The organism is Pseudoxanthomonas sp. PXM04 (assembly GCF_014851695.1).
Classification (GTDB): domain Bacteria; phylum Pseudomonadota; class Gammaproteobacteria; order Xanthomonadales; family Xanthomonadaceae; genus Pseudoxanthomonas_A; species Pseudoxanthomonas_A beigongshangi.
This window is the reverse complement of sequence record NZ_JACVAG010000002.1, coordinates 43,781-63,198: the sequence shown is the minus strand read 5'-3', so window position 1 is coordinate 63,198 and position 19,418 is coordinate 43,781. Positions and strand designations below refer to the sequence as shown.

Below are 19,418 nucleotides of genomic sequence, written 5' to 3'. Positions count from 1 at the left end.
GGTATGCGTTTGCTAGCTTGCGGATTTCAGGGTGGCGATGCGGGCGCAGGTCTGTACCGCGGCGAACAGGCTGGACGGATCGGCAATGCCCTTGCCGGCCAGGTCCAGCGCGGTGCCGTGATCGACCGCGACGCGCGGATACGGCAGGCCCAGGGTGAGGTTCACCGCCTGCTCGAAGCCGCTGTATTTGAGCACCGGCAGGCCCTGGTCGTGATACATCGCCAGCACCGCATCGAAGCCGGCGAGCTTCTGCGGCAGGAACGCGGTATCCGCCGGCAGCGGTCCGATCAGGCGCATGCCTTCCCCGCGCAGCGCGGCCATCACCGGCTCGATGACTTCGATTTCCTCGTGGCCGAGATGGCCGGCTTCGCCCGCATGCGGATTGAGGCCAAGCACCGCGATCACCGGATCGCCGATGCCGAAATCGTCGCGCATCGCAGCGTGGGTGATACGCAGCACGGAGGTCAGCGCGTCGGTGGTGATGGCGTCGGGCACCTGTCGCAGGGGCAGGTGGGTGGTCGCCAGGGCGACCCGGACGATGTCGTTGGCCAGCATCATCACCACCTCGCGGCCAGCGCGCGCGGCCAGCAGTTCGGTAGTACCGGTGTAGGCGATGCCGCCGGCGTTGATCGCGGCCTTGTGTACCGGGCCGGTGACCACTCCATCGAATTCACCGCTCAGGCAGGCGTCGGAAGCCTGGGCCAGGGCGGCGATGACGGTGGCGGCGTTGCGGGGATCGGGTTGGCCGAACCGGGTCGGGGCGGGATTGGCCAGCGGCCGCAGGCACAGCTCACCCGATGCGCGGGCTTCCTGCTGTTCGTCGAGCAGCCGCAGTGGCAGATCCAGCGCGGCCGCGGCCGCCTGCATCACGCCCGGGTCGGCAAACGCCACCAGCCGGCAATCCCGGCGTGGCTGCTGGGCAAGCCTGACGCAGAGTTCGGGCCCGATGCCGGCCGGCTCACCCGGGACCAGCGCCAGGCGGGGCAGCATGCTCAGCCGCCGGGAGCGGGCGCGGGCGTTTCAGCCGGTGCCGCCGCCGGCGCATTGGCCGGCGTGCCGTCGGTCTGGGCCTGAGCGCCGGTACGGATGTTCACGTAGGCTTCGCCGCGCATTTCCTGCAGGAATCGGTTGTATTCGTCTTCCAGCTTGCGGCGGCCGATGGTCTCGCGGACCTGGGCACGCTGGTTTGCATCGGTGACGTCGCTCTGGCGCGCTTCCACGCGCTGCACGATGTGCCAGCCCGCATCGGTGCGGAACGGCTCGGTGACCTGTCCGTCGCCGACACCGGCCACCTGCTCGCCGAACGCGGGACCGAAGGCATCGCCGGGGAACCAGCCCAGATCGCCACCTTCACCACGGCTGTTGGGATCCTCGGAGGATTCCTTGGCGACGGTGGCGAAATCCGCGCCACCGGCGATGCGGGCACGCAGGGTGTCGATCTTGGCCTTGGCCGCGGCGGCGTCCTGGGCCTCTGTGATGCGCACGAGGATGTGGCGGGCGTGGTATTCGGTGACGGTGCGCTTTTCCGCCTGCGAGGCGTCGCGGGTCTCCACCAGCTTGAGCAACTGGAAGCCGCTGGCGCCGCGCAGCGGGCCGACGACCTGGCCGGCCGTCATCGTCTTGAGCATTTCCACGAATGCGGTCGGGATTTCGTCCATGCTGCGCCAGCCCAGATCGCCGCCATCCAGCGCGTTGGGGCTGTCGGAATAGCGCACGGCCGCGGCGTTGAAGTCCATCTCGCCCTTGTCCAGCAATGCCTTGATGCCATCGATCTTCTGCTGGCCCGTGGTGATCTGCTCGGCGGTGGCGCCATCCGGCAGCGCGACCAGGATGTGCGCCAGGTGGTATTGCTGGCCGGAGCTGGCCTGCATCGCCAGGGCGGCGTCCACTTCACCCTCGCTGACCTGGATCTTGCTCTGGGCGAAGCTCTGGCGCAGACGCTGGACGGTGATTTCGTCACGCAGCGAGTTGCGGAAGTCGTTGAAGGACATGCCGTCCTGGGCCAGGCGCGCGCGCAGGGCGTCGACGGTCATGCCGTTCTGCTGGGCGACTGCGGCGACCGCGCCATTGATTTCCTGATCGCCGACCTGGATGCCGCTGCCATTGGCGCGTGCCACCTGCAGCTTCATCAGGATCAGGCGTTCCATGACCTGGCGCTCCAGCACTTCCCGCGGCGGCAACTGGCCGGGCTGGTTGGCGTACTGGTTGACCACGTTGGCGACCGCGCGGTCCAGCTCGCTCTGCAGGATGACGTCCTCGTCGACGATCGCGGCGATCCGGTCCAGCGGCTGGAGCGTCTGGGCCGACAGCGGGAGCACGCAGGCGGCGGCCAGCAGGACGGCGGCGAGGGGGCGGTACAACTTGATGGTCATGGCAGCATATCCGGAGCGTAGCGGTTGTCGTCGTCCGGATCCGGCGCGGTATTGCTCGGCGGGACGAGATAGAGGTCGTCTCGGTAATAGCCGAGGATACCACGGCGCAGGGTGCGCTCCGTGTCCTGGCCGGCTGAGCCGAGGCCCTTGAGGACGAATTCGACCTGGATGGAATTGTTCATTTCCCCCTCGCGGTTGCGCACGTAACGGCGCACCACCGCGCGGACCGCCAGGCAGCAGCTATCCCACTGGACGCCGGCGATGCCTTCCAGCAGCTTGTTTTCCATGAACGAGTGGTAATAGCGGCCGACGATGCTCCAGGACGGGCTGATCGGGTACAGGAACGAGAAGTCGCCCTGTTCCAGCAGGTCCCGGCGATGGCGGTAGGTCAGGTTGACCACGCCGTCGTCGCCGATCAGGTAGCGCGCGCGCAGGCTGGCCAGATCTTCCCGACGGAACTTCGGATCCCACTGGTAGGAGGCGCCGATGGTCCAGCGATCGGTGGGGGCGTAGTTGGCATCGGCAATCCAGGCCGATTTGCCCTTCAGCAACGGGGCCTCGGAGGGGGATAGGGTAACTTGGCTGTCCTCGAAATACCGGATCTGGCCGAGGCTCATGGACGCCCGTTCGAACCCATCGGACTGACGAAGGAAACGGGTGGTCAATGCCATCGTCAATTGGTTGGCGTCCGACTGGCGATCCGGACCCGAATAACGGTTGTCACGGAACATCTGGCCCCAGCTGAAGGTGAAGGGGCGGGTGTCGAACAGCGGGATGCCATCCTGCTCGCGATACGGCACGTTGAGGTAGAACAGCCGCGGTTCCAGCGTCTGCAGGAAGCGGCTTCCCTTGATCTCGGTTTCGCGGTCGAAGAACAGGCCCATGTCCACCGAGCCGATGGGCAGGCTGCGGTTGGGTGATTCATCGTAGTACGGCCGCATCATTGCGTCGGTGACGCTGCCGGCAGGCACGCCCAGCGCGCGCGCCGCGCGGGTGACCGCAATGCTGCGGGCCAGGCCGGGATCCAGGCGATAGTCGGTATAGCGCCAGGCCAGGGTGGGACGGATGTACCAGGACGGTCCCTCGAAGTTCAAGCCGACGGTCGGCTTCAAATCCAGTCGGGTTCCGCCGTCATGCAAATCGTGCTGGAAGCGCACGGCCTCGCTGCGCAGGCCGATATTGAGCCACTGGCCCAGTGGACGCTCGTAGTTGAAATAGGCGCGCGGCAAACGGTTGTACGGCAGCGAAGCCTTGGTCAGGTTGAAATCCGACAACTGCCAGGCATCGGCCATGATGCCACCGTTCCAGAACTGACCCACGCCGTACAGGCCGGCGGTACTGGTGAGTGTGCTGGCGGTCAGGCCGCCGAGGTTGTTGGCGAAGTCCTCGACGTAGCGGGAATCGCTGATCCAGACCAGGTTGGCGCGCGCCTGCCAGTGCTTGCCGAGATTGTGGTAGCCGTTGAAGCGGAACAAGCCGCGGCTGTCGTCCGGATCCGGGTTGCGCTCGGGCACGAATTCCGGCTCGTGGGAGCGCGTCTCCAGCAGATCGTCGCGATGCATGTAATTGCCCTCCAGCTTGCCGGCACCGCCCCTGTACAGGTAGCGGAACTCGGCCCCGAGGGCGAAACCGCGCTCGCTCATGTAGCGCGGATTCAAGGTGGCGTCGTAATTCGGTGCCAGGTTCAGGTAGATCGGCTGGCGGTAGTCGAAGCCGTTGCGCCCGGAATGGCTCAGCGCCGGGTACAGCAGGCCGGTGTGGCGCTGGTCGTCGATCGGGAACTTGAACCACGGCATGTACAGCACCGGCACATGGCCAAGCCGCACGGTCGCGCCGTGGGCCACGCCCCAACCGGTTTCGGTGTTCACGTCGATGCGCCGCGAACGCAGTTCCCAGCGTCGATCGGAGGGATCGCAGGTCGAGTAGGTGGAATGCAGCAGGCTGCCTTCCGGCCCCTTCATGTCGATGCGATCGGCGCCGCCGTTGCCGCGTCGCGACACCAGCTGGTACTGCAGGTTGTCGATCTGGTGGCGGTCGGCGTTCTGATCGCCGCGCGCGCTTTCGGCGACCAGGCGGATGCCGGCGTCCTGGTAGCGCACGTGGCCATCGGCGGAATAGGTGTCGCTTTCCTGATCGTAGGTCAGGTTGTCCGCGCCCAGGAACTGGTCGCCGCGGACCAGGGCGACGTCGCCCTTGTACTCCAGGTTCTGTTCGGTGCCACCGAGCTGGTTGCCCTCGATGTGGGTGTCCTGGTTCGCGCGCGCGGCCCGGGCCTGCTCGGTGTTGGCGCCCGCGGCGGGCTGGGGTACGCCGGCGAAGGCCGGGACGGGATCCTGGATCGGACACAGCGCCCAGCTCTCGGGCTTCTCGTCCGCCAGCGCCGGCAGGCACAGGGCGATACTGAACGGCAGGGGCAGCAGGCGAAGGACTGGACGCACGCGGTACCGGGCTCCGGGATGGTTCGGTTCAGAAACGGCGGTTAGCTTGCCGGATCGCCGGCATGGCGGCAATGAATACCCCCGGCCGGTTTCGGGTCTGGTTCATGCAGCCCGAAGGCGTCGCCAGCGGGTACGCTCAGCGCAGTTCGTCGACATGGGCGGCGGCGCACTCTTTCAGTGCCTCCAGGTCGTAGCCACCCTCCAGCATCGAAACCATCCGCCCGTCGGCGTGGCGGCGGGCGATCCGGCGCAGTTCCCGGGTCAGCCAGCCAAAATCCTCGGTTTCCAGCATCAGGTCGGCCAGCGGGTCGCGCATGTGGGCGTCGAAGCCGGCGGAGATCAACAGCAATTGCGGGCGGAATTCCTCCAGCGCCGGCAGCAACTGGTCAGCCCAGGTGTTCTGGAAGCGGAAGCCGCCGCTGCCCGGCGGGAGCAGGGCGTTGAACACATTGCCCGCGCCGCGCTCGTAGGGCGCGCCGCTGTAGGGGAACAGGCCCGATTCGTGGGTACTGAAGTAGGCCACCCGGGGATCGTCGTAGAAGATCGCCTGGGTGCCATTGCCATGGTGCACGTCGAAATCGACGATCGCGACCCGCTCCAGGCCGTGTTTCTCCAGCGCGTGGGCGGCGGCCACGGCGATGTTGTTGAACAGGCAGAAACCCATCGCCGTGCCGGAAGTGGCGTGATGGCCAGGGGGGCGCACCGCGCAGAAGGCGGTGCCGGCTTCCCCGTGCATGACCGCGTCGACCGCGGCGATGCCGGCGCCGGCGGCACGCAGCGCGGCCGCGCGCGAGGCCGGGACCATCACCGTGTCCGGGTCCAGCATGCGGTGGCCTTCGAAATCGGTGTCGAGCACGTCCTTCAGCAGCGTCTCGTCGTGCACGCGGCGCAGATCGCCCAGTTTGGCCAGCGGCGCTTCGCGCCACTCGAGGTCGCCATGCGCGCGGCGCAGCACCTCCAGCACCACCTCCAACCGTGCCGGCCGCTCCGGATGTTCGGGACCGGGGTCGTGCGACAGGCAGGCGGGATGGGTATAGATGATCACGGCGTCAGGTGGGACGCCGCCGCTCGTGGTTCCAGAGCACTTCGCCGTGGCCGTCCGCGCGGGCCAGCACCCGCGCCAGCACGAACAGCAGATCCGACAGCCGGTTGAGGTAGCGGATGGCTTCCGGTCGCACCGCATCGTGGCGGGCCAGGGTGACGGTCTCGCGTTCGGCCCGGCGCACGATGGTGCGGGCCAGGTGGCAGCGCGCGGCGGCCTCGCCACCCGCCGGCAGGATGAAATCCTTCAACGGTGGCAGCGCTTCGTTGTAGTGATCCAGGCGCGCTTCCAGCGCGTCCACGTCCTCGCCGGTGATGGCGGCGTGGCCGGGAATGCACAGTTCGCCGCCCAGGTCGAACATCTGGTGCTGTACTACCGTCAACAGCGCGGCGACGTCCTCGGGGACATTGGGCGCGGCGAGAATCACGCCGATGGCCGAGTTGGCCTCGTCGACCGTGCCGTAGGCGTTGACCCGCGCCGAATCCTTGCCGACCCGGCTGCCGTCACCGAGTCCGGTGGTGCCATCGTCGCCGGTGCGCGTGTAGATCTTGGAAAGACGGTTGCCCATCGCGGTATCCCTCCGCTCAGCGCGATGCCTGCTGGTGACCCAGGCGCGCCAACTGCTCCACGCCGACGTGGGCGATCACGGCCAGGCCGACGTAGATGGCCGCCACGCGCAGGTAGGGGACGAACCAGTCGCTGTAGTTCTTCCACCAGCCGGCGACGGTGGGATTGGGCACGACGTCGCTGGACAGCCAGTAGAAGCTGCCCTGGCTCAGCAGGTGGCAGACCACCACCGAGGCGAACAGGCTGGCCACGGTCACCGCCAGCACGCGGCCATGCTGGCCGCCATGGCTGGCATGGAAACGACGGACCAGCAGGCCGCCCGCCCACAGGGCGAAATAGGCCGGGACCAGGAACCAGTACGCCGCCGAGGTGCAGTAGTGCGCCCAGAAGTTCATGCCCTGGCCGCTGATCACCACGTAGTCCACGGCGACGGCCAGCACCATCAGCAGCGGGAACGCCCAGCGGGTCCAGCCGCGCAGGTAGAAGCCGCCAAGGAAGAACACCGCCCAGGAAGCATCCGGCACCGGGCCGAAGTGGGTCAGCGTGGCCGGCAGGTGCAGGCGGGTGGCCGTCATCAGCAGGGCCAGCAGGACGAGGACGGCGGCGCGTTGGGAGTTCGTGTTCATGCAGACGGATTCCGGAGGCTCAGCGGACCATTCTAGCGGACCGCGGCGCGCACCGGGCCGGTGGGCGCGTGGTCACCGGTCCGTGCCGGCCAAGCCGGTATCATGTCGGCATGACGCAACGGCATGACGTGGTAATCGTGGGAGGTGGCCTGGTCGGCGCCAGCCTGGCCATCGCCCTGGACCGCCTGGGCATCGACGTGGGCCTGGTGGAGGCGACGCCGGGCACGACGATGCCGGCGGTGTTCGACCAGCGCAACCTGAGTTTCGCCGCCGCCACGGTCAACGCGCTCACCGCGCTGGGCGTGATGCGGAAACTGCGGGCCGCGCCCGGACCGATCCGCCGCATCCACATCAGCCGCCAGGGCGATTTCGGGCGGGTGCGCCTGGAGGCCACGGATTACGGCCGCGACAGCTTCGGCCAGGTGGTGGTGGCGCGCGATTTCGGCGAGGCGCTGGAAGCGCGGCTGCGCGAGCTGGACCATGTCACCCGCTACCGCCCCGCGCGCTTCGTGGCCCTGGAGGAAGGCGGCGAAGGGGGCCGTCGGCTGCGGCTGGCGGGTGAAGCCGGCGAGCAGATACTGGACGCGCGCCTGCTGGTGGCCGCCGATGGCACCCGTAGCCAATTGCGCGATGCGCTGGGCATCGGCGCGCAGGAACACGATTACGCGCAGACCCTGTTCGTCGCCCGCGTGCGCGCCGAACACGCACCGGACGGCACCGCCTACGAACGCTTCACCGCGACCGGCCCGACCGCGTTGTTGCCGCGCGGTGATCGCCACTTCGGCGCGATCCACGGCGTGCCTTCGGAACAGGCGGCCAACGTCGCGGGATTGGACGAAGCCGCCTGGCTGGGGCGCCTGCAGCAGGCGTTCGGCTGGCGGATCGGACGCTTTCTGGCCAGCGGCGAACGCAGCGCGTATCCGATTGCCCGCGTGGTGGCCGAACGCCTCACCGCGCCGCGCGCGGTGCTGGTGGGCAATGCCGCGCAGACCCTCCATCCGATTGGCGCGCAGGGATTCAATCTGGGCCTGCGCGATGCGCTGACCCTGGCCGAGCTGATCGGGCAGGGCGGAGATCCGGGTGCCGACAGCTTGCTGCGGACCTACGCCGACCGACGCGCCGAGGATCGCCAGCGCACCCTGGCATTCTCCGACGGGCTGGCCCGGCTGACCGCCAATCCGGCACCGCTGCTGCGGCCGCTGCGCAGCCTGGGCCTGGCGGCCGTGGACGTGTCGCCAACGCTGCAGGCCTATCTGGTCGGCGGCGCAATGGGCTTCCGTGGTGATGTACCGGCGCTGTGCCGCGAGGTGGCGGCGTGAGCAGGCGCGGACAGATGGACGCGGTCATCGTCGGCGGCGGCGTGGTCGGCGCGGCCTGTGCGCTGGCACTGGCCGAAGCGGGCCTGGAAGTGGCGCTGATCGAAGGGCGCGAACCGACGCGCTGGTCGCCGGACGCACCGGACCTGCGCGTCTATGCCTTCGCGCCGGACAACGCCGCGCTGCTGGAGACGCTGGGCGTGTGGCGTGCGATCCGCGAGGCGCGCGTGCAACCCTATCGGCGCATGTGCGTCTGGGACGCGGCCGGCGGTGGCGACATGGTGTTCGACGCCGACACGCTCGGCCATGCGCAACTGGGCTGGATCCTGGAGAACGCCCTGCTGGTCGATCGCCTGTGGGCGGCGCTGCCGGCGGCCGGCGTGCGCCTGCATTGCCCGGCGCGCGTGCAGGAGGTCGAACAGGACGATGCGGGCGTGCGCTTGAAGCTGGAGGACGGCACCCGCCTGGATGCGCGCCTGGCGATCGCCGCCGACGGCGCCGATTCCAGCCTGCGCGAGGCGGCCGGCGTGGCAGTGTCGCAGCACGACTATGCCCAGCGCGGCGTGGTCGCCTACATCCAGACAGAACGACCGCACGAAGACACGGCATGGCAGCGTTTCCTGACCACCGGTCCGCTGGCGTTGCTGCCGTTCACCGAAGGCCGCAGTTCGATCGTCTGGACACTTCCGGAAGCCGAAGCCTTGCGCGTGCTCGCGCTGGACGACCAGGCGTTCGCGCGCGAACTCACCCAGGCATCGGCGGCCCGCCTCGGCGAGGCACGGCCGGTCTCCGCGCGGGCTGCATTCCCGCTGCGCCGGCAACTGGCGCAGCACTACGTGTCGGGACGGATCCTGCTGGTGGGCGATGCCGCGCACGTGGTGCATCCGTTGGCGGGGCAGGGCGTCAACCTCGGCCTGCGCGACGTGGCCGGGCTGCATGCGCTGGTCCGCGATGCCCAGTCACGCAGGGTCGACTGGAGCGCCCCGCACCGTCTTGCACGCTGGGCACGCCAACGCCGCAGCGAAAGCACGACCGCCGCCTATGCCTTCGACGGCATCAACCGCCTGTTCTCCAACGACGAGATGCACCTGACCCTGCTGCGCGGACCGCTGCTGGGCCTGGCCGGCCGCCTGCCACCGCTGGCCAATCTGTTCTGGCGCCGCGCCTCCGGCCTGTAATCGTAGAGCGGAGCTCGCTCCGCTGCTCTTCTTGGAGGCGCCCCAACGCAAGTGCGGCGTGTCGTTTCCGCGCGATGACAGGATTGCCCCCATCCCAACCTTCCCCCGCAGGCGGGGGAAGGGGCGACACCCGCGAGGAAACGAGCGCAACACGCAAACGGCTCCCTCCCCCGCGTGCGGGGGAGGGGGGGCGCTCCAACGCAAGCTCGGCGCTGCGGGCAGAGTCGTGCTCACTCCGCTGCTCTCGCGGTTGAGCGCCGCGGCCGCCGAGCAAGCTCGGCGCTACAAGTGGACTTGCCCGGCGCCCGGCTCTGCCAATCACCCCGGCAGGAACGGGAAAACAAGCTTGAGCAGCGCCTTCAGGCCGCCTTCGGCGGTGCTGGCGATGGCGTCCGCGCCCAGGCTGTTGAGGGCATTGCGGGCATCCTGCCAACGCAGCTTGCCGACATCCTTCTTCAGCAGTTCGGCGACTTCCTCCGACGCGGGCGCCAGCTTCTTCAACTCGCTGCGAATGTGCGCCGGATCGGTCTGCAGGAAACCCCAGCGCTCGGCGATCGCCAGCAGGGTGTCGAAACGCACCGCCACCACTTCGCGGTTGCGTTCGTAGACCGGCAACGCGCCGACATCCAGGATCGCCTGCTCGAACTGCTGCTGGTCATCCGGATGCTCGATGCGCACGGCCAGGAAACCGTCCTTGCGACTGCGCTCGCTGACGTGCTTCGCGCCGGCGCGCAGGTTGGCCTCGGTCAGCACGGTGGCGACGATGCGTTGCAGCGCCGCCTCGCGCTCCTCCGGCACCAGCGCCCGCCAGCGCGCATAGCCATCGCGGCGCAGCGCCTTCACCTTGGCCGGGGTGACCCGCAGCTTGCCGGCGACGATGAAATTGGACTCCGCGCGATCGATGGCGCCGTCGCGTTCCAGCAGCACGAAGATCAGCAGTTCCAGGTCCCGCTTGGTCAGCGACTGGAATCCCTGCAGCAGGGTCAGGCGCAGGAATTCGTTGCCGAACGCGGCGGGATCCTTCAGTTCGATGGGCAGCATGGGAGGGGCTCCGGGTCAGGGAAGCATCTTGCCATGCGGGCATGTCACCGCCTGAGACCCCATGCGGCGGCGCTCACAGAACCCGAATCCGGCTCCCGCTTCGGCAGGTCAGCGCCCGTGTTCACGCCCGGGCCGCGCGCTCCGGAACACCTCGACCGCGCCGCGGTCCTGCAGGGTCACGTAGACGGTGCGGCCGTCCTCGCCGCCGAAGGCGACGTTGGTGGGCTTCTCGCCCTTCAGTCGCACTTCGCGCAGCAGGCGGCCCTCCGGCGAGACCACGGCCACCGTGCGAGCGCCGTAGCGGGCGATATGGAGATTGCCGTCCACGTCGGTGCGCATGCCGTCCAGGCCATGATCCGGGAAGCTCATCAGCAGGCGCTTGTTGGAGACGTTGCCGCTGCCGTCCAGGTCGTACGCCCACAGGTTTCGCTGCACGCTTTCGTTGACGTACAGGTGTTTGCCATCCGGGCTTACCTCCACGCCGTTGGTGGTACCCATGCCGGTTTCCAGCAGGTGGACGCTGCCGTCGCGATCGATGCGCCACAACTGGCCGCCGCCGTTCTTCCAGTCCGGGTCGCTGGCGTACAGGCGTCCGTCCGGGGCCAGCGCGATGTCGTTGGGCTGGTGCATGCGCGGATCGTGCGCGAACACTTCCACGCTGCCTTCGGCATCGATGCGCAAAACGTTGTGGCCGCTGTAGTCGGCCACGTACATCGCGCCGTTCGGCGCGAAGCGGATGCCATTGCCGGTGCTGCCGGCCGGCAGTTCGACGAACAGTTCGGCCTTGCCGCTGCCATCGGCCTGCGCGCGCACGCGGCCGATGGTGCCGTCGCGTCCGAAACTGACCAGGTAGAGATGACCATCGGGACCGACGGCCGGGCCTTCGATGCCCCGCGAGAAGACGCCGTCGCCGACGTAATCGCGGGCGACGTATTCGGGTTCGGCGGCGTCGCTGGCGGAAGCGGTCGAGGCGAGGATGGCGGCGAACAGGCAGTGGCGCAGATTCATCGATGGGTTCCTCAGCGGCCCAGGGCGTACAGCGCGGTGGCGAAGGCCAGCGCCGCCACCGTGGTGGCGATCGCGGCCAGGCGGTTGGCGCGATGCAATTGGTGTTCCATGCGATCGGCACCGACCTGCAACACCTCGATGGTCTTCTGCATGTCGGTGGCGAGCCGGCTGATCGAATCGGCATTGCGGGTCGCGGCGGCCTGAAGCTCGGCAATCTGCTCGTCGATGATCGCCAGTCGCTGCACCTGGGTGGTATCGATAGGGGGCGTGCGGGTGAACAAGGGCCTGGCAAGCCGGATGATTTCCGGCAGCGAGGACGCGGCGATGGTGATCCAGGTGGCGGCCATGTGACTCCTGCGCACGCCAGGAGGACGTGCCTGATGAACTGGCACCGATACTAACCCGCGGGTGGCGGACGTGCGGTCGATCAGGAATGCCGCGTAGCGAACACCGTGATCTCTTCGCGGTCGTGATAGAGCTGGCGCGCACGTACCGTCAGTGGCCGCGATGCCTGCTCGGCGAACAGATCCAGGCACAGCCGGGTTTCGTCCCAGCGCTTCTTCATCGGCAGCTTGAGGTTGAAGATGGCATGCCGGCACCAGCCTTCGCGGAACCATGTCGCCATCCGTTCGGCGACCCGGCGCGGCTGCTCGACCATGTCGCAGACCATCCAGTCCAGCGATTGCGCGGGCTTCCAGTGGAAGCCGTCCGCGCGCAGGTGCTCTACCAGGCCGGTGTCCAGCACATGCTGGCGCAACGGGCCGTTGTCGACGCTGGTGACACGCAGGTGCTGGCGGGTCAGCACCCAGGTCCAGCCACCCGGCGCCGCACCCAGATCGGCGGCGGTCATGCCCGGTTTCAGCAGGCGAGCGCGCTCGTCCGCGTCCAGCAGGACCAGCAGCGCTTCCTCCAGCTTCAGCGCCGAGCGCGAGGGCGCGTCCGGCAGCAATTTCAGGCGCGGGATGCCTAGCGGCCAGGGCGAGGCATCACGCGGCTGGCTGCGGGCGAGAAAGGCGTGATCGCCCTGCACGAACACCACGTGCAGCCGTGGCAGGCGCGTGTCGTCCTGGGCGCTCAGCACGCCGGCCTTGCGCAACGCCGGCCGCAGCGCGTTGCCGAAGCTGCGCGCCAGTCCGGCCAGCGGCTTGGCACTATCGGAATCGGGATGTTCGACCCACAGATCGCCGAAGCGCTGGCCCTCCAGCGCGGCCAGCATCGGGCTGATGCGGTCGCGTGGATCCAGCCCGCGCAGTTCGGCGAGCACGCGCAGTTTCTGCCGCGCGAATACCAGATCCCGCGACGGCAGGGCGCGGTCCAGCGCGTCGGCCTCGTCGCTGGCGAACAGCACGTAGCCGTCATTGCGCTGCGCGCGCGCGTAACCGGCGATGCCGGCCATCGCCGCGCGTTCGGTCAGTTCGGCGGCCAGCTCCGGCTCGAAGCCCTGGCGGCAGAAACCGAGCAGGCCGCTCATCGCCGCGCTCCGCGAGCAACGCCGGCGTCAGTACTTGTCGCCACCGGATTCGCCGTAATGCTTCAACACCGCACGCGCATCGTCGCGGCACAGGTCGCGCGCCACTTCGATGCCGCGCTTGTTCAACTCACCGACCCAGTCGGCCGGCAGCGGGCCTTCGTCGAACTCGGTCAGTTCCATCACGTCCTCGGCGCGCGCGCCGATCAGCAGGCGATCGATGCCGGCCCAGACGGTGGCGCCATAGCACTGGCAGCAGGGCTGCGAGGAGGTGGCCAGGGTGATCGGGCCGACCCGCTCGTTCAGGCGCGGCGTCTGCAGGCGCTGCTGCGCCAGCATGTAGGCCATGTTCTCGGCATGCGCCAGCGAGCAGGTATGCGGCATCACCCGATTCACGCCGACCGCGATGACGCGGTGATCCGGGCCGAACACCACCGCGCCGAACGGGCCGCCGCTGTTGGCTTCCACGTTCCGGCGCGACAGCGCGATCGCCAGGCCGACCTTGTCCTCGTCGCCCGGGTACACCGCGGCGCTGTCGATAGCGTCGTGCACCCATGCCGGCAGGGTCAGGTGGACCTGGGCGTACAGCATGCTCATGCCTTGGCCCAGGTGTCGCGCAGGGTCACGCTGCGGTTGAACACCGGATTGCCGGCGGTGTGGTCATAGCGGTCGGCAACGAAGTAGCCGATGCGTTCGAACTGGAACGCCTGTTCCGGCGCGGCAGATGCGGCGGCCGGCTCCACGTAGCCCTGCACGGTCCGGCGCGAGTCCGGATTCAGGTGGTCGCGGTAGGTCTTGCCTTCGGATTCGTCATCCGGGTCGGCCACGGTGAACAGGCGGTCGTACAGGCGGATTTCCGCCGGCACCGCGTGGCGCGCGCTGACCCAGTGGATGGTGCCCTTGATCTTGCGGTCCGCGCCGACCATGCCGGGACGCGATTCCGGATCCAGCTCACCGCGGATTTCGATGACCTGGCCGTCGGCGTCCTTGATCACTTCGTCGCAGCGGAAGATACCGGCGCCGCGCAGGCGCACTTCACCGCCGGGGATCAGCCGCTTGAAGCCTTTCGGGGGCACTTCGGCGAAGTCCTCGCGCTCGATCCACAGTTGATTGGAGAACGGCACTTCGCGCGAACCGAAGCCCTCGTCCTTGGGATGGTTCGGGAACACCAGCGATTCGCCGTGGCTGTCCGGCAGGTTGGTGATGACCAACTTCAGCGGATCGATGACCGCCATCCGGCGCGGCGCCGCCGCGTCCAGGTCGTCGCGCAGCGCGCCTTCCAGCACGCTGTAGTCGATCAGCGAGTTCTGCTTGCTGATGCCCACGCGATCCACCATCAGGCGCAGCGCGGCCGGGGTATAGCCACGGCGGCGGATGCCCTGCAGGGTCGGCATGCGCGGATCGTCCCAGCCATCCACCAGGCCGTCGTTGACCAGCGCGAGCAGCTTGCGCTTGCTCATCACCAGGTAGTTGAAGTTCAGCCGCGAGAATTCGATCTGGCGCGGCTTGCCGGCTTCGCGCGGCAGGCCCTTGTCCAGCAACGGCGCCAGCAGTTCCGGATGGTTGGCCAGATCGACCTTGTCCACGCACCAGTCGTACAGCGGGCGGTGATCCTCGAACTCCAGCGTGCACAGCGAGTGGGTGATGCCTTCCACTGCGTCGCCGAGCGAGTGCGCGTAGTCGTACATCGGATAGATCGGCCAGGCGTTGCCGGTGTTCTGGTGCTCGACGTGCTTGATCCGGTACAGCGCCGGGTCGCGCAGGTTGATGTTGCCGCTGGCCATGTCGATCCTGGCGCGCAGGGTGCGCGCACCGTCGGCGAATTCGCCCGCGCGCATGCGCCGGAACAGGTCCAGGTTCTCTTCCACGGAACGGTCGCGCCAGGGCGAATTGCGGCCGGGCTCGGTCAGGCTGCCGCGGTATTCGCGGACCTGTTCGGCGGTCAGGTCGCAGACGAAGGCGTCGCCCTGCCGAATCAGTTTCTCGGCGGCCAGGTAATACACCTCGAAGTAGTCCGAGGCGTGGCGCAGGTCGTGCCAGTCGAAGCCCAGCCAGCGCACGTCGTCCTGGATCGCGGCGACGTACTCGGGGTCTTCCTTGGCCGGATTGGTGTCGTCCAGGCGCAGGTTGCAGACGCCGCCGAACTCGGCGGCGATGCCGAAGTCCAGGCAGATCGCCTTGGCGTGGCCGATGTGCAGGTAGCCGTTGGGTTCCGGCGGGAACCGGGTCTTGATGGCGTGGTGGCGGCCGCTGGACAGGTCCTCGCGCACGATCTGGCGGATGAAGTCCCGCTTCTCGGGGGCGGTGTTCTCCGGCGTGGCGGCGGCGGGGGCGGGGGTCTCGGACATGCGGGGCAGGGTGGTTCGGGGCAAACGGGGAGTTTAGCCGGTCCGGTCCCCGCCCGCGTCGCGCCGGGCCTATCCTGTACGCCCTTTTCCGCACCGGAACCCGTGCATGAGCCGCCCCATCCTGATCATCGGCAACAAGAACTACTCGTCCTGGTCGCTCCGGCCGTGGCTGCTGCTGCGGCAGTTCGGGGTCGAGTTCGACGAGATCCGGCTGCCGCTGGACACGCCGGAGTTCTTCGCCGAGGTCAAGCGTTACTCACCGACCGGCAAGGTGCCCGCCCTGTGGGATGGGGATTTGCACCTGTGGGATTCGCTGGGCATCTGCGAGTACGTCAACGAACGCTGGCTGGACGGCGCCGGCTGGCCGCGCGAGCGAACCGCGCGGGCGCTGGCGCGGGTGGCCGCCGCCGAGATGCATTCGGGGTTCGCCGGCCTGCGCACCCAGTTGCCGATGAACAGCCGCCGCCAGCCTGACGCCTACCGCTGGGACGGGGCGGCCCAGCGCGACATCGACAGGGTGCTGGCGCTGTGGTCGGAGCTGCGCGCCCGTTTCGGCCAGGGCGGCGACTTCCTGTGCGGCGGCTTCGGCATCGTCGACGCGATGTTCGCGCCGGTGGCGATTCGCTTCGACGGCTACGGCGTGCCGGTGGACGGCGTGGCGAAGGACTACATGCAGGCGCTGTTCGCGTTGCCGGCGATGCGGGAGTGGCGCGAGGCGGGGGCGCAGGAGACCGAATCCGTGCCCGGCACCGAGGCGTTCCGCAAGGCGCCGTAAAGCCCGGACGGTGTAGCCTGCGGGCGATTGCTGGAGATGTGCCGATGCGAGTGGTCTACCTGGCCGACAACCTCTTCGATGCCCACATGGTCAAGCACGCGCTGGAGGACGCCGGCTTGCCGGCGTTCGTGTTCGGCGAATCGCTGATGGGCGGCATGGGCGAACTGCCGCTGTTCGGCGTGTTGCGGGTCTGCGTGCCGGACCCGGCCTGGCCAGAGGCGCAGGACGTGGTGGCGAGGCTGCCGTTGGCGAAGCCACCGGAAGGGGACGAGCCCGCGACGGATTCGCCGGAAGGAAGCCCGCTGCCGGCCTGACGGGCCGCGAGGCCGTGGCGGGGGCGTGCCGTGTGGTTGCTCCTGCTTTCTTTGACCTGTGCTGGTACTGCGAGGTCAACGCCCCGACAAACCGAGGATCAGCCCCGTTGACCAGCCGAATGGCTGGTCAACGGGGAGGCAAAGGCAGGCATCCGGAGGCATGCTGCTGGAGCGTCAGCGCACGCAGGTGGTGTCGTCTTCGGTGAAGTAACCGTTGACCGTCGCGATATGGCGCGCCTGGCAGGCGCCCGCGCTGTCGGTCATGCGGAAATCCTGGCGGGAATGGCCGGTCGCGCGGCGTTGTTCGCGCGGCACTTTCTGGGTATAGGCGGCCTCGCCCTCGAAGCGGTTTTCCACCTTGGTCCAACTGGCGGCCGCATCACCCTGCCGGCGCTGGTTCGTTTCGTCCGCCTGAATAACCAGATCGGTGGTCAAACGCGGATTGCCGGCTTCTGCCACGGTGCGGATACCGCCGTCCAGGCTGAAGGCCAGCGCTTTTTCCTCGATGACGGCGGATTGGCCCGCAGCCTGCGTCGAGATGCGCTGCGAATCGGTCCATTCCGCCTTGAGGCGGTCGTCATTCTCGTCCTTGTCCCAGTCGTGCCGGCTCTGCATGCCGACACGATAGGCCACCTCGATGTCGCGCCGGCCCTCTGAGGTCTCGATCCAGCCGGTCAGTTTCAGCTCGCCGGCGCCGGAAGCGCGCAGCACCGTGCGGCCGTTCTCTTCGCTGAAGGCATCGTTCCGCGCGGGCTTGCCCAGCACGTGCGAGGTCAGTTCGCCGCGCGTCCGCACGCCCTTCGGATCCCGCCAGATCTGCAGGTGGGGCAGCAGCGTCCAGCCGGTCGCGTCGTGGGCCAGCCCGACCACGCGCACCCGCAGTTCGTGCGGCTTGCCGTCGTTGAGCAGGCCGATGAAGGGCGTGAGTTCGAAGCGCTGCGGATGCAGGTCGAAGGTATGCGGCGCCGGGATCGCGTACCACAGGAATGGATTGGACCAGCCGCCGGTGTAGATGTGCGGGTACGGCGCCGCCAGGCCAGCGACCTTGCCGTCGATCAGCACCTGCAGTTCGCGATAGGGACCATGCTCGCTCGCGCAGGAATACTCCTTGCGCGCCACGCTCAGGTACCAGAACTCCTCGCAACCGCCGCCGGAACCATTGGCATAGACCTCGGCCACCAGCCGGCGGGTGTCGGCGGGCAGGGTGAAGCCGCCGACCAGATCCGCGCCGGCGCGGTGGGCCTCATCCAGCGGGACGATCCGTTCGGCGGTGGCGGCCGGCGCGTGCGCCGCGTCGGCGGGGTAGAAAGTGAGCGTGGCGCGGATGTCGAACACGCCGGTGTAGGTTTCGTTGACCAGATTGCCCAGCTCCATCACCACCGGCTGCTCGCGGGTGAACAACGGCGCATAGGCGCTCACGTCCTTCTCGACCTGCCAGCGGATGCCTTCGCGGGACGGTTCGGGCGTGCTGGTGCGCAGGAGGGTCACGCCGCCGACGCTGATCTGGCCCATGCGGTCGTACTGGCGGCCCTTCACGCTGCCCTCCATGTCCAGCACCACCTTGTGCCACGGGCCGGGACAGTCGGCCGGCGGGGTGAATGCCTGACGGTAGGGCTCGAAGTCGGCGAAGCCGTGGCGGACGATTTCCACCGTGCAGTGGCGGATGTCCGGGCGGACCACCTTCGGCTCGGCGGTGCGCGGGTCGTCCCAGTCGGCGCCGAATTCGGCGGGCGGACGGGTGTCGGCGGCGAACGCCGGGGTAGCCGCCGTGGCGGCGCACAGGAGCAGGGCGTAGCGGGAAATCATCGGTTTGTATCGATCCAATTCGTGGCGCGGAAAATGCCGGGTAGGGCGCGGGCAGTGGGGGATGGCGCAGCCTACACCGGCGCTCCCCGGCGCGACAGTCCGTTGCGCTTGAAAGCGGACCGGGCGCGCCCAGATCCGGAGACATCCATCATCTGCGGGGTGTCCCATGCTCGGAATCGGTGCCCACAAACAGCGCATGCCGCGCCCGGAGGAAATCCTGCCCGGCCGCGCCCACCCGCTGCCGCTCAACAACACCCACTTCGTCCACGGCCGGCCGCTGCGCGCGGAGGCCACCGGCCTGCTGCAGGCGGAATTCGGCATGGGCTGTTTCTGGGGGGCGGAGCGCAAGTTCTGGAGCCTGCCGGGGGTGTACAGCACGTCGGTCGGCTACGCCGGCGGCGGAACGCCCAACCCGACCTACGAGGAAGTGTGTTCCGGGCTGACCGGGCACAACGAAGTCGTGCGGGTGATCTACGACCCCAAGCGGATTGGATTCGAGGAATTGCTGCGGGTGTTCTGGGAAAACCACGACCCGACCCAGGGCATGCGCCAGGGCAATGATCTTGGTACCCAGTACCGCTCGGCGATCCTGTGCCATTCGCAGGCGCAGTACGACGCCGCGCTCGCCAGTCGCGAGGCCTACCAGCAGCGCCTGCGCGCGGCCGGCCATGGCGACATCACCACCGAGATCCTGTATCCGCCACCGGAGTTCTACTACGCCGAGGACTACCACCAGCAGTACCTGGCCAAGAACCCGAATGGCTACTGCGGACTGGGCGGTACCGGCGTGAGCTGCGCGATCGGCCTGGATGCCTAGTACGCGTCACCTGTAGGAGCGACATCAGCCGCGACCGTGCCAAGAGGTCGTCCGTCAACCCGCACCAGGCGACAAGGATCGTCCGCGAACGTACCCGTGTTTCCGTGGCGTTGACAGGTCGCGACTCACGTCGCCGTGCAGGCGAGGCGTTCGCGATCGGTTGCGAGCCTCGAATTTGCCGGTCGCCCTTTTTTTGTCATGCGGGAGCGACGTGAGTCGCGATGGGCCGCGCGACTTTCTTCCTGAGAGAGAGACGTGGCTCGTCTCCCTCCCAGTCGTCCGGGTTCAGTGCGGCTGCGGGG

General features: G+C 68.4%; 18 protein-coding genes. 5 read left to right on the top strand and 13 right to left on the bottom strand.

Translation table 11 applies throughout. The annotated features are described in order from the left end of the window. Positions 1 to 12 precede the first annotated feature (12 nt). The 6 genes from pdxA to IB228_RS06240 form a co-directional block, all read right to left on the bottom strand. On the bottom strand, positions 13 to 990 hold the full coding sequence (gene pdxA / locus IB228_RS06265; protein ID WP_183638814.1) for a 4-hydroxythreonine-4-phosphate dehydrogenase PdxA: 978 nt from the start codon (positions 988 to 990) through the stop codon (positions 13 to 15). 2 nt (positions 991 to 992) lie between these two features. Beyond that, positions 993 to 2,372 (bottom strand): peptidylprolyl isomerase, encoded by a 1,380-nt coding sequence (locus IB228_RS06260; RefSeq protein ID WP_192197909.1) that lies wholly within the window; start codon positions 2,370 to 2,372, stop codon positions 993 to 995. Further along, positions 2,369 to 4,810: an LPS assembly protein LptD gene (gene lptD / locus IB228_RS06255; RefSeq protein WP_192197908.1), complete on the bottom strand. Its 2,442-nt coding sequence runs from the start codon at positions 4,808 to 4,810 to the stop codon at positions 2,369 to 2,371. Before lptD ends, IB228_RS06260 begins: the two co-directional genes overlap by 4 nt. 136 nt (positions 4,811 to 4,946) lie before the next feature. Beyond that, a complete protein-coding gene (locus tag IB228_RS06250) occupies positions 4,947 to 5,855 on the bottom strand; it encodes a histone deacetylase family protein (protein ID WP_183638807.1) in 909 nt (302 codons plus the stop codon). Positions 5,856 to 5,859: 4 nt separating this feature from the next. After that, on the bottom strand, positions 5,860 to 6,420 hold the full coding sequence (locus tag IB228_RS06245; RefSeq protein ID WP_141455809.1) for a cob(I)yrinic acid a,c-diamide adenosyltransferase: 561 nt from the start codon (positions 6,418 to 6,420) through the stop codon (positions 5,860 to 5,862). Between the two features lie 16 nt (positions 6,421 to 6,436). Next, on the bottom strand, positions 6,437 to 7,045 hold the full coding sequence (locus IB228_RS06240) for a hypothetical protein (protein ID WP_192197907.1): 609 nt from the start codon (positions 7,043 to 7,045) through the stop codon (positions 6,437 to 6,439). A gap of 110 nt (positions 7,046 to 7,155) precedes the next feature. Between IB228_RS06240 and ubiH the strand changes: the two genes are divergently transcribed. Then, on the top strand, positions 7,156 to 8,364 hold the full coding sequence (gene ubiH / locus IB228_RS06235; protein ID WP_192197906.1) for a 2-octaprenyl-6-methoxyphenyl hydroxylase: 1,209 nt from the start codon (positions 7,156 to 7,158) through the stop codon (positions 8,362 to 8,364). Beyond that, complete coding sequence (locus tag IB228_RS06230) at positions 8,361 to 9,539, top strand: UbiH/UbiF family hydroxylase (RefSeq protein ID WP_343205534.1); 1,179 nt, start codon at positions 8,361 to 8,363, stop codon at positions 9,537 to 9,539. The genes ubiH and IB228_RS06230 overlap by 4 nt, the downstream gene beginning before the upstream one ends. A gap of 318 nt (positions 9,540 to 9,857) precedes the next feature. On the opposite strand, the gene IB228_RS06225 is transcribed toward IB228_RS06230, so the two are convergent. The 6 genes from IB228_RS06225 to IB228_RS06200 form a co-directional block, all read right to left on the bottom strand. Further along, a complete protein-coding gene (locus IB228_RS06225; RefSeq protein ID WP_192197905.1) occupies positions 9,858 to 10,580 on the bottom strand; it encodes a hypothetical protein in 723 nt (240 codons plus the stop codon). Positions 10,581 to 10,688: 108 nt separating this feature from the next. Continuing rightward, a complete protein-coding gene (locus tag IB228_RS06220) occupies positions 10,689 to 11,588 on the bottom strand; it encodes an SMP-30/gluconolactonase/LRE family protein (protein ID WP_192197904.1) in 900 nt (299 codons plus the stop codon). Positions 11,589 to 11,599: 11 nt separating this feature from the next. Then, positions 11,600 to 11,935 (bottom strand): hypothetical protein, encoded by a 336-nt coding sequence (locus tag IB228_RS06215; RefSeq protein WP_192197903.1) that lies wholly within the window; start codon positions 11,933 to 11,935, stop codon positions 11,600 to 11,602. An 80-nt stretch (positions 11,936 to 12,015) separates the two neighbouring features. Continuing rightward, the gene (gene rlmM, locus IB228_RS06210) at positions 12,016 to 13,059 is read right to left on the bottom strand and encodes a 23S rRNA (cytidine(2498)-2'-O)-methyltransferase RlmM (protein ID WP_183638795.1); all 1,044 of its coding nucleotides are present in this window, start codon (positions 13,057 to 13,059) and stop codon (positions 12,016 to 12,018) included. A 27-nt stretch (positions 13,060 to 13,086) separates the two neighbouring features. Then, the gene (locus IB228_RS06205) at positions 13,087 to 13,647 is read right to left on the bottom strand and encodes a nucleoside deaminase (protein ID WP_183641167.1); all 561 of its coding nucleotides are present in this window, start codon (positions 13,645 to 13,647) and stop codon (positions 13,087 to 13,089) included. 2 nt (positions 13,648 to 13,649) lie between these two features. Next, positions 13,650 to 15,404 carry a glutamine--tRNA ligase/YqeY domain fusion protein gene (locus IB228_RS06200; RefSeq protein WP_192197902.1) on the bottom strand — a complete coding sequence of 585 codons (1,755 nt, stop codon included), beginning with the start codon at positions 15,402 to 15,404 and terminating at the stop codon, positions 13,650 to 13,652. A 106-nt stretch (positions 15,405 to 15,510) separates the two neighbouring features. Here IB228_RS06200 and IB228_RS06195 point away from each other — a divergent pair, with 106 nt between their 5' ends. Together IB228_RS06195 and IB228_RS06190 are read left to right on the top strand one after the other, a co-directional pair. Continuing rightward, positions 15,511 to 16,179 (top strand): glutathione S-transferase family protein, encoded by a 669-nt coding sequence (locus tag IB228_RS06195; protein ID WP_183638791.1) that lies wholly within the window; start codon positions 15,511 to 15,513, stop codon positions 16,177 to 16,179. A gap of 44 nt (positions 16,180 to 16,223) precedes the next feature. Then, positions 16,224 to 16,493, top strand: a complete 270-nt coding sequence (locus IB228_RS06190; protein WP_183638789.1) for a DUF2007 domain-containing protein — start codon at positions 16,224 to 16,226, stop codon at positions 16,491 to 16,493. A gap of 174 nt (positions 16,494 to 16,667) precedes the next feature. Here IB228_RS06190 and IB228_RS06185 read toward each other — a convergent pair whose 3' ends face one another. Continuing rightward, on the bottom strand, positions 16,668 to 18,299 hold the full coding sequence (locus IB228_RS06185; RefSeq protein ID WP_192197901.1) for a peptide-N4-asparagine amidase: 1,632 nt from the start codon (positions 18,297 to 18,299) through the stop codon (positions 16,668 to 16,670). 166 nt (positions 18,300 to 18,465) lie between these two features. Between IB228_RS06185 and msrA the strand changes: the two genes are divergently transcribed. Beyond that, positions 18,466 to 19,116 carry a peptide-methionine (S)-S-oxide reductase MsrA gene (msrA, locus tag IB228_RS06180; RefSeq protein WP_183638785.1) on the top strand — a complete coding sequence of 217 codons (651 nt, stop codon included), beginning with the start codon at positions 18,466 to 18,468 and terminating at the stop codon, positions 19,114 to 19,116. Positions 19,117 to 19,418: the final 302 nt, after the last annotated feature.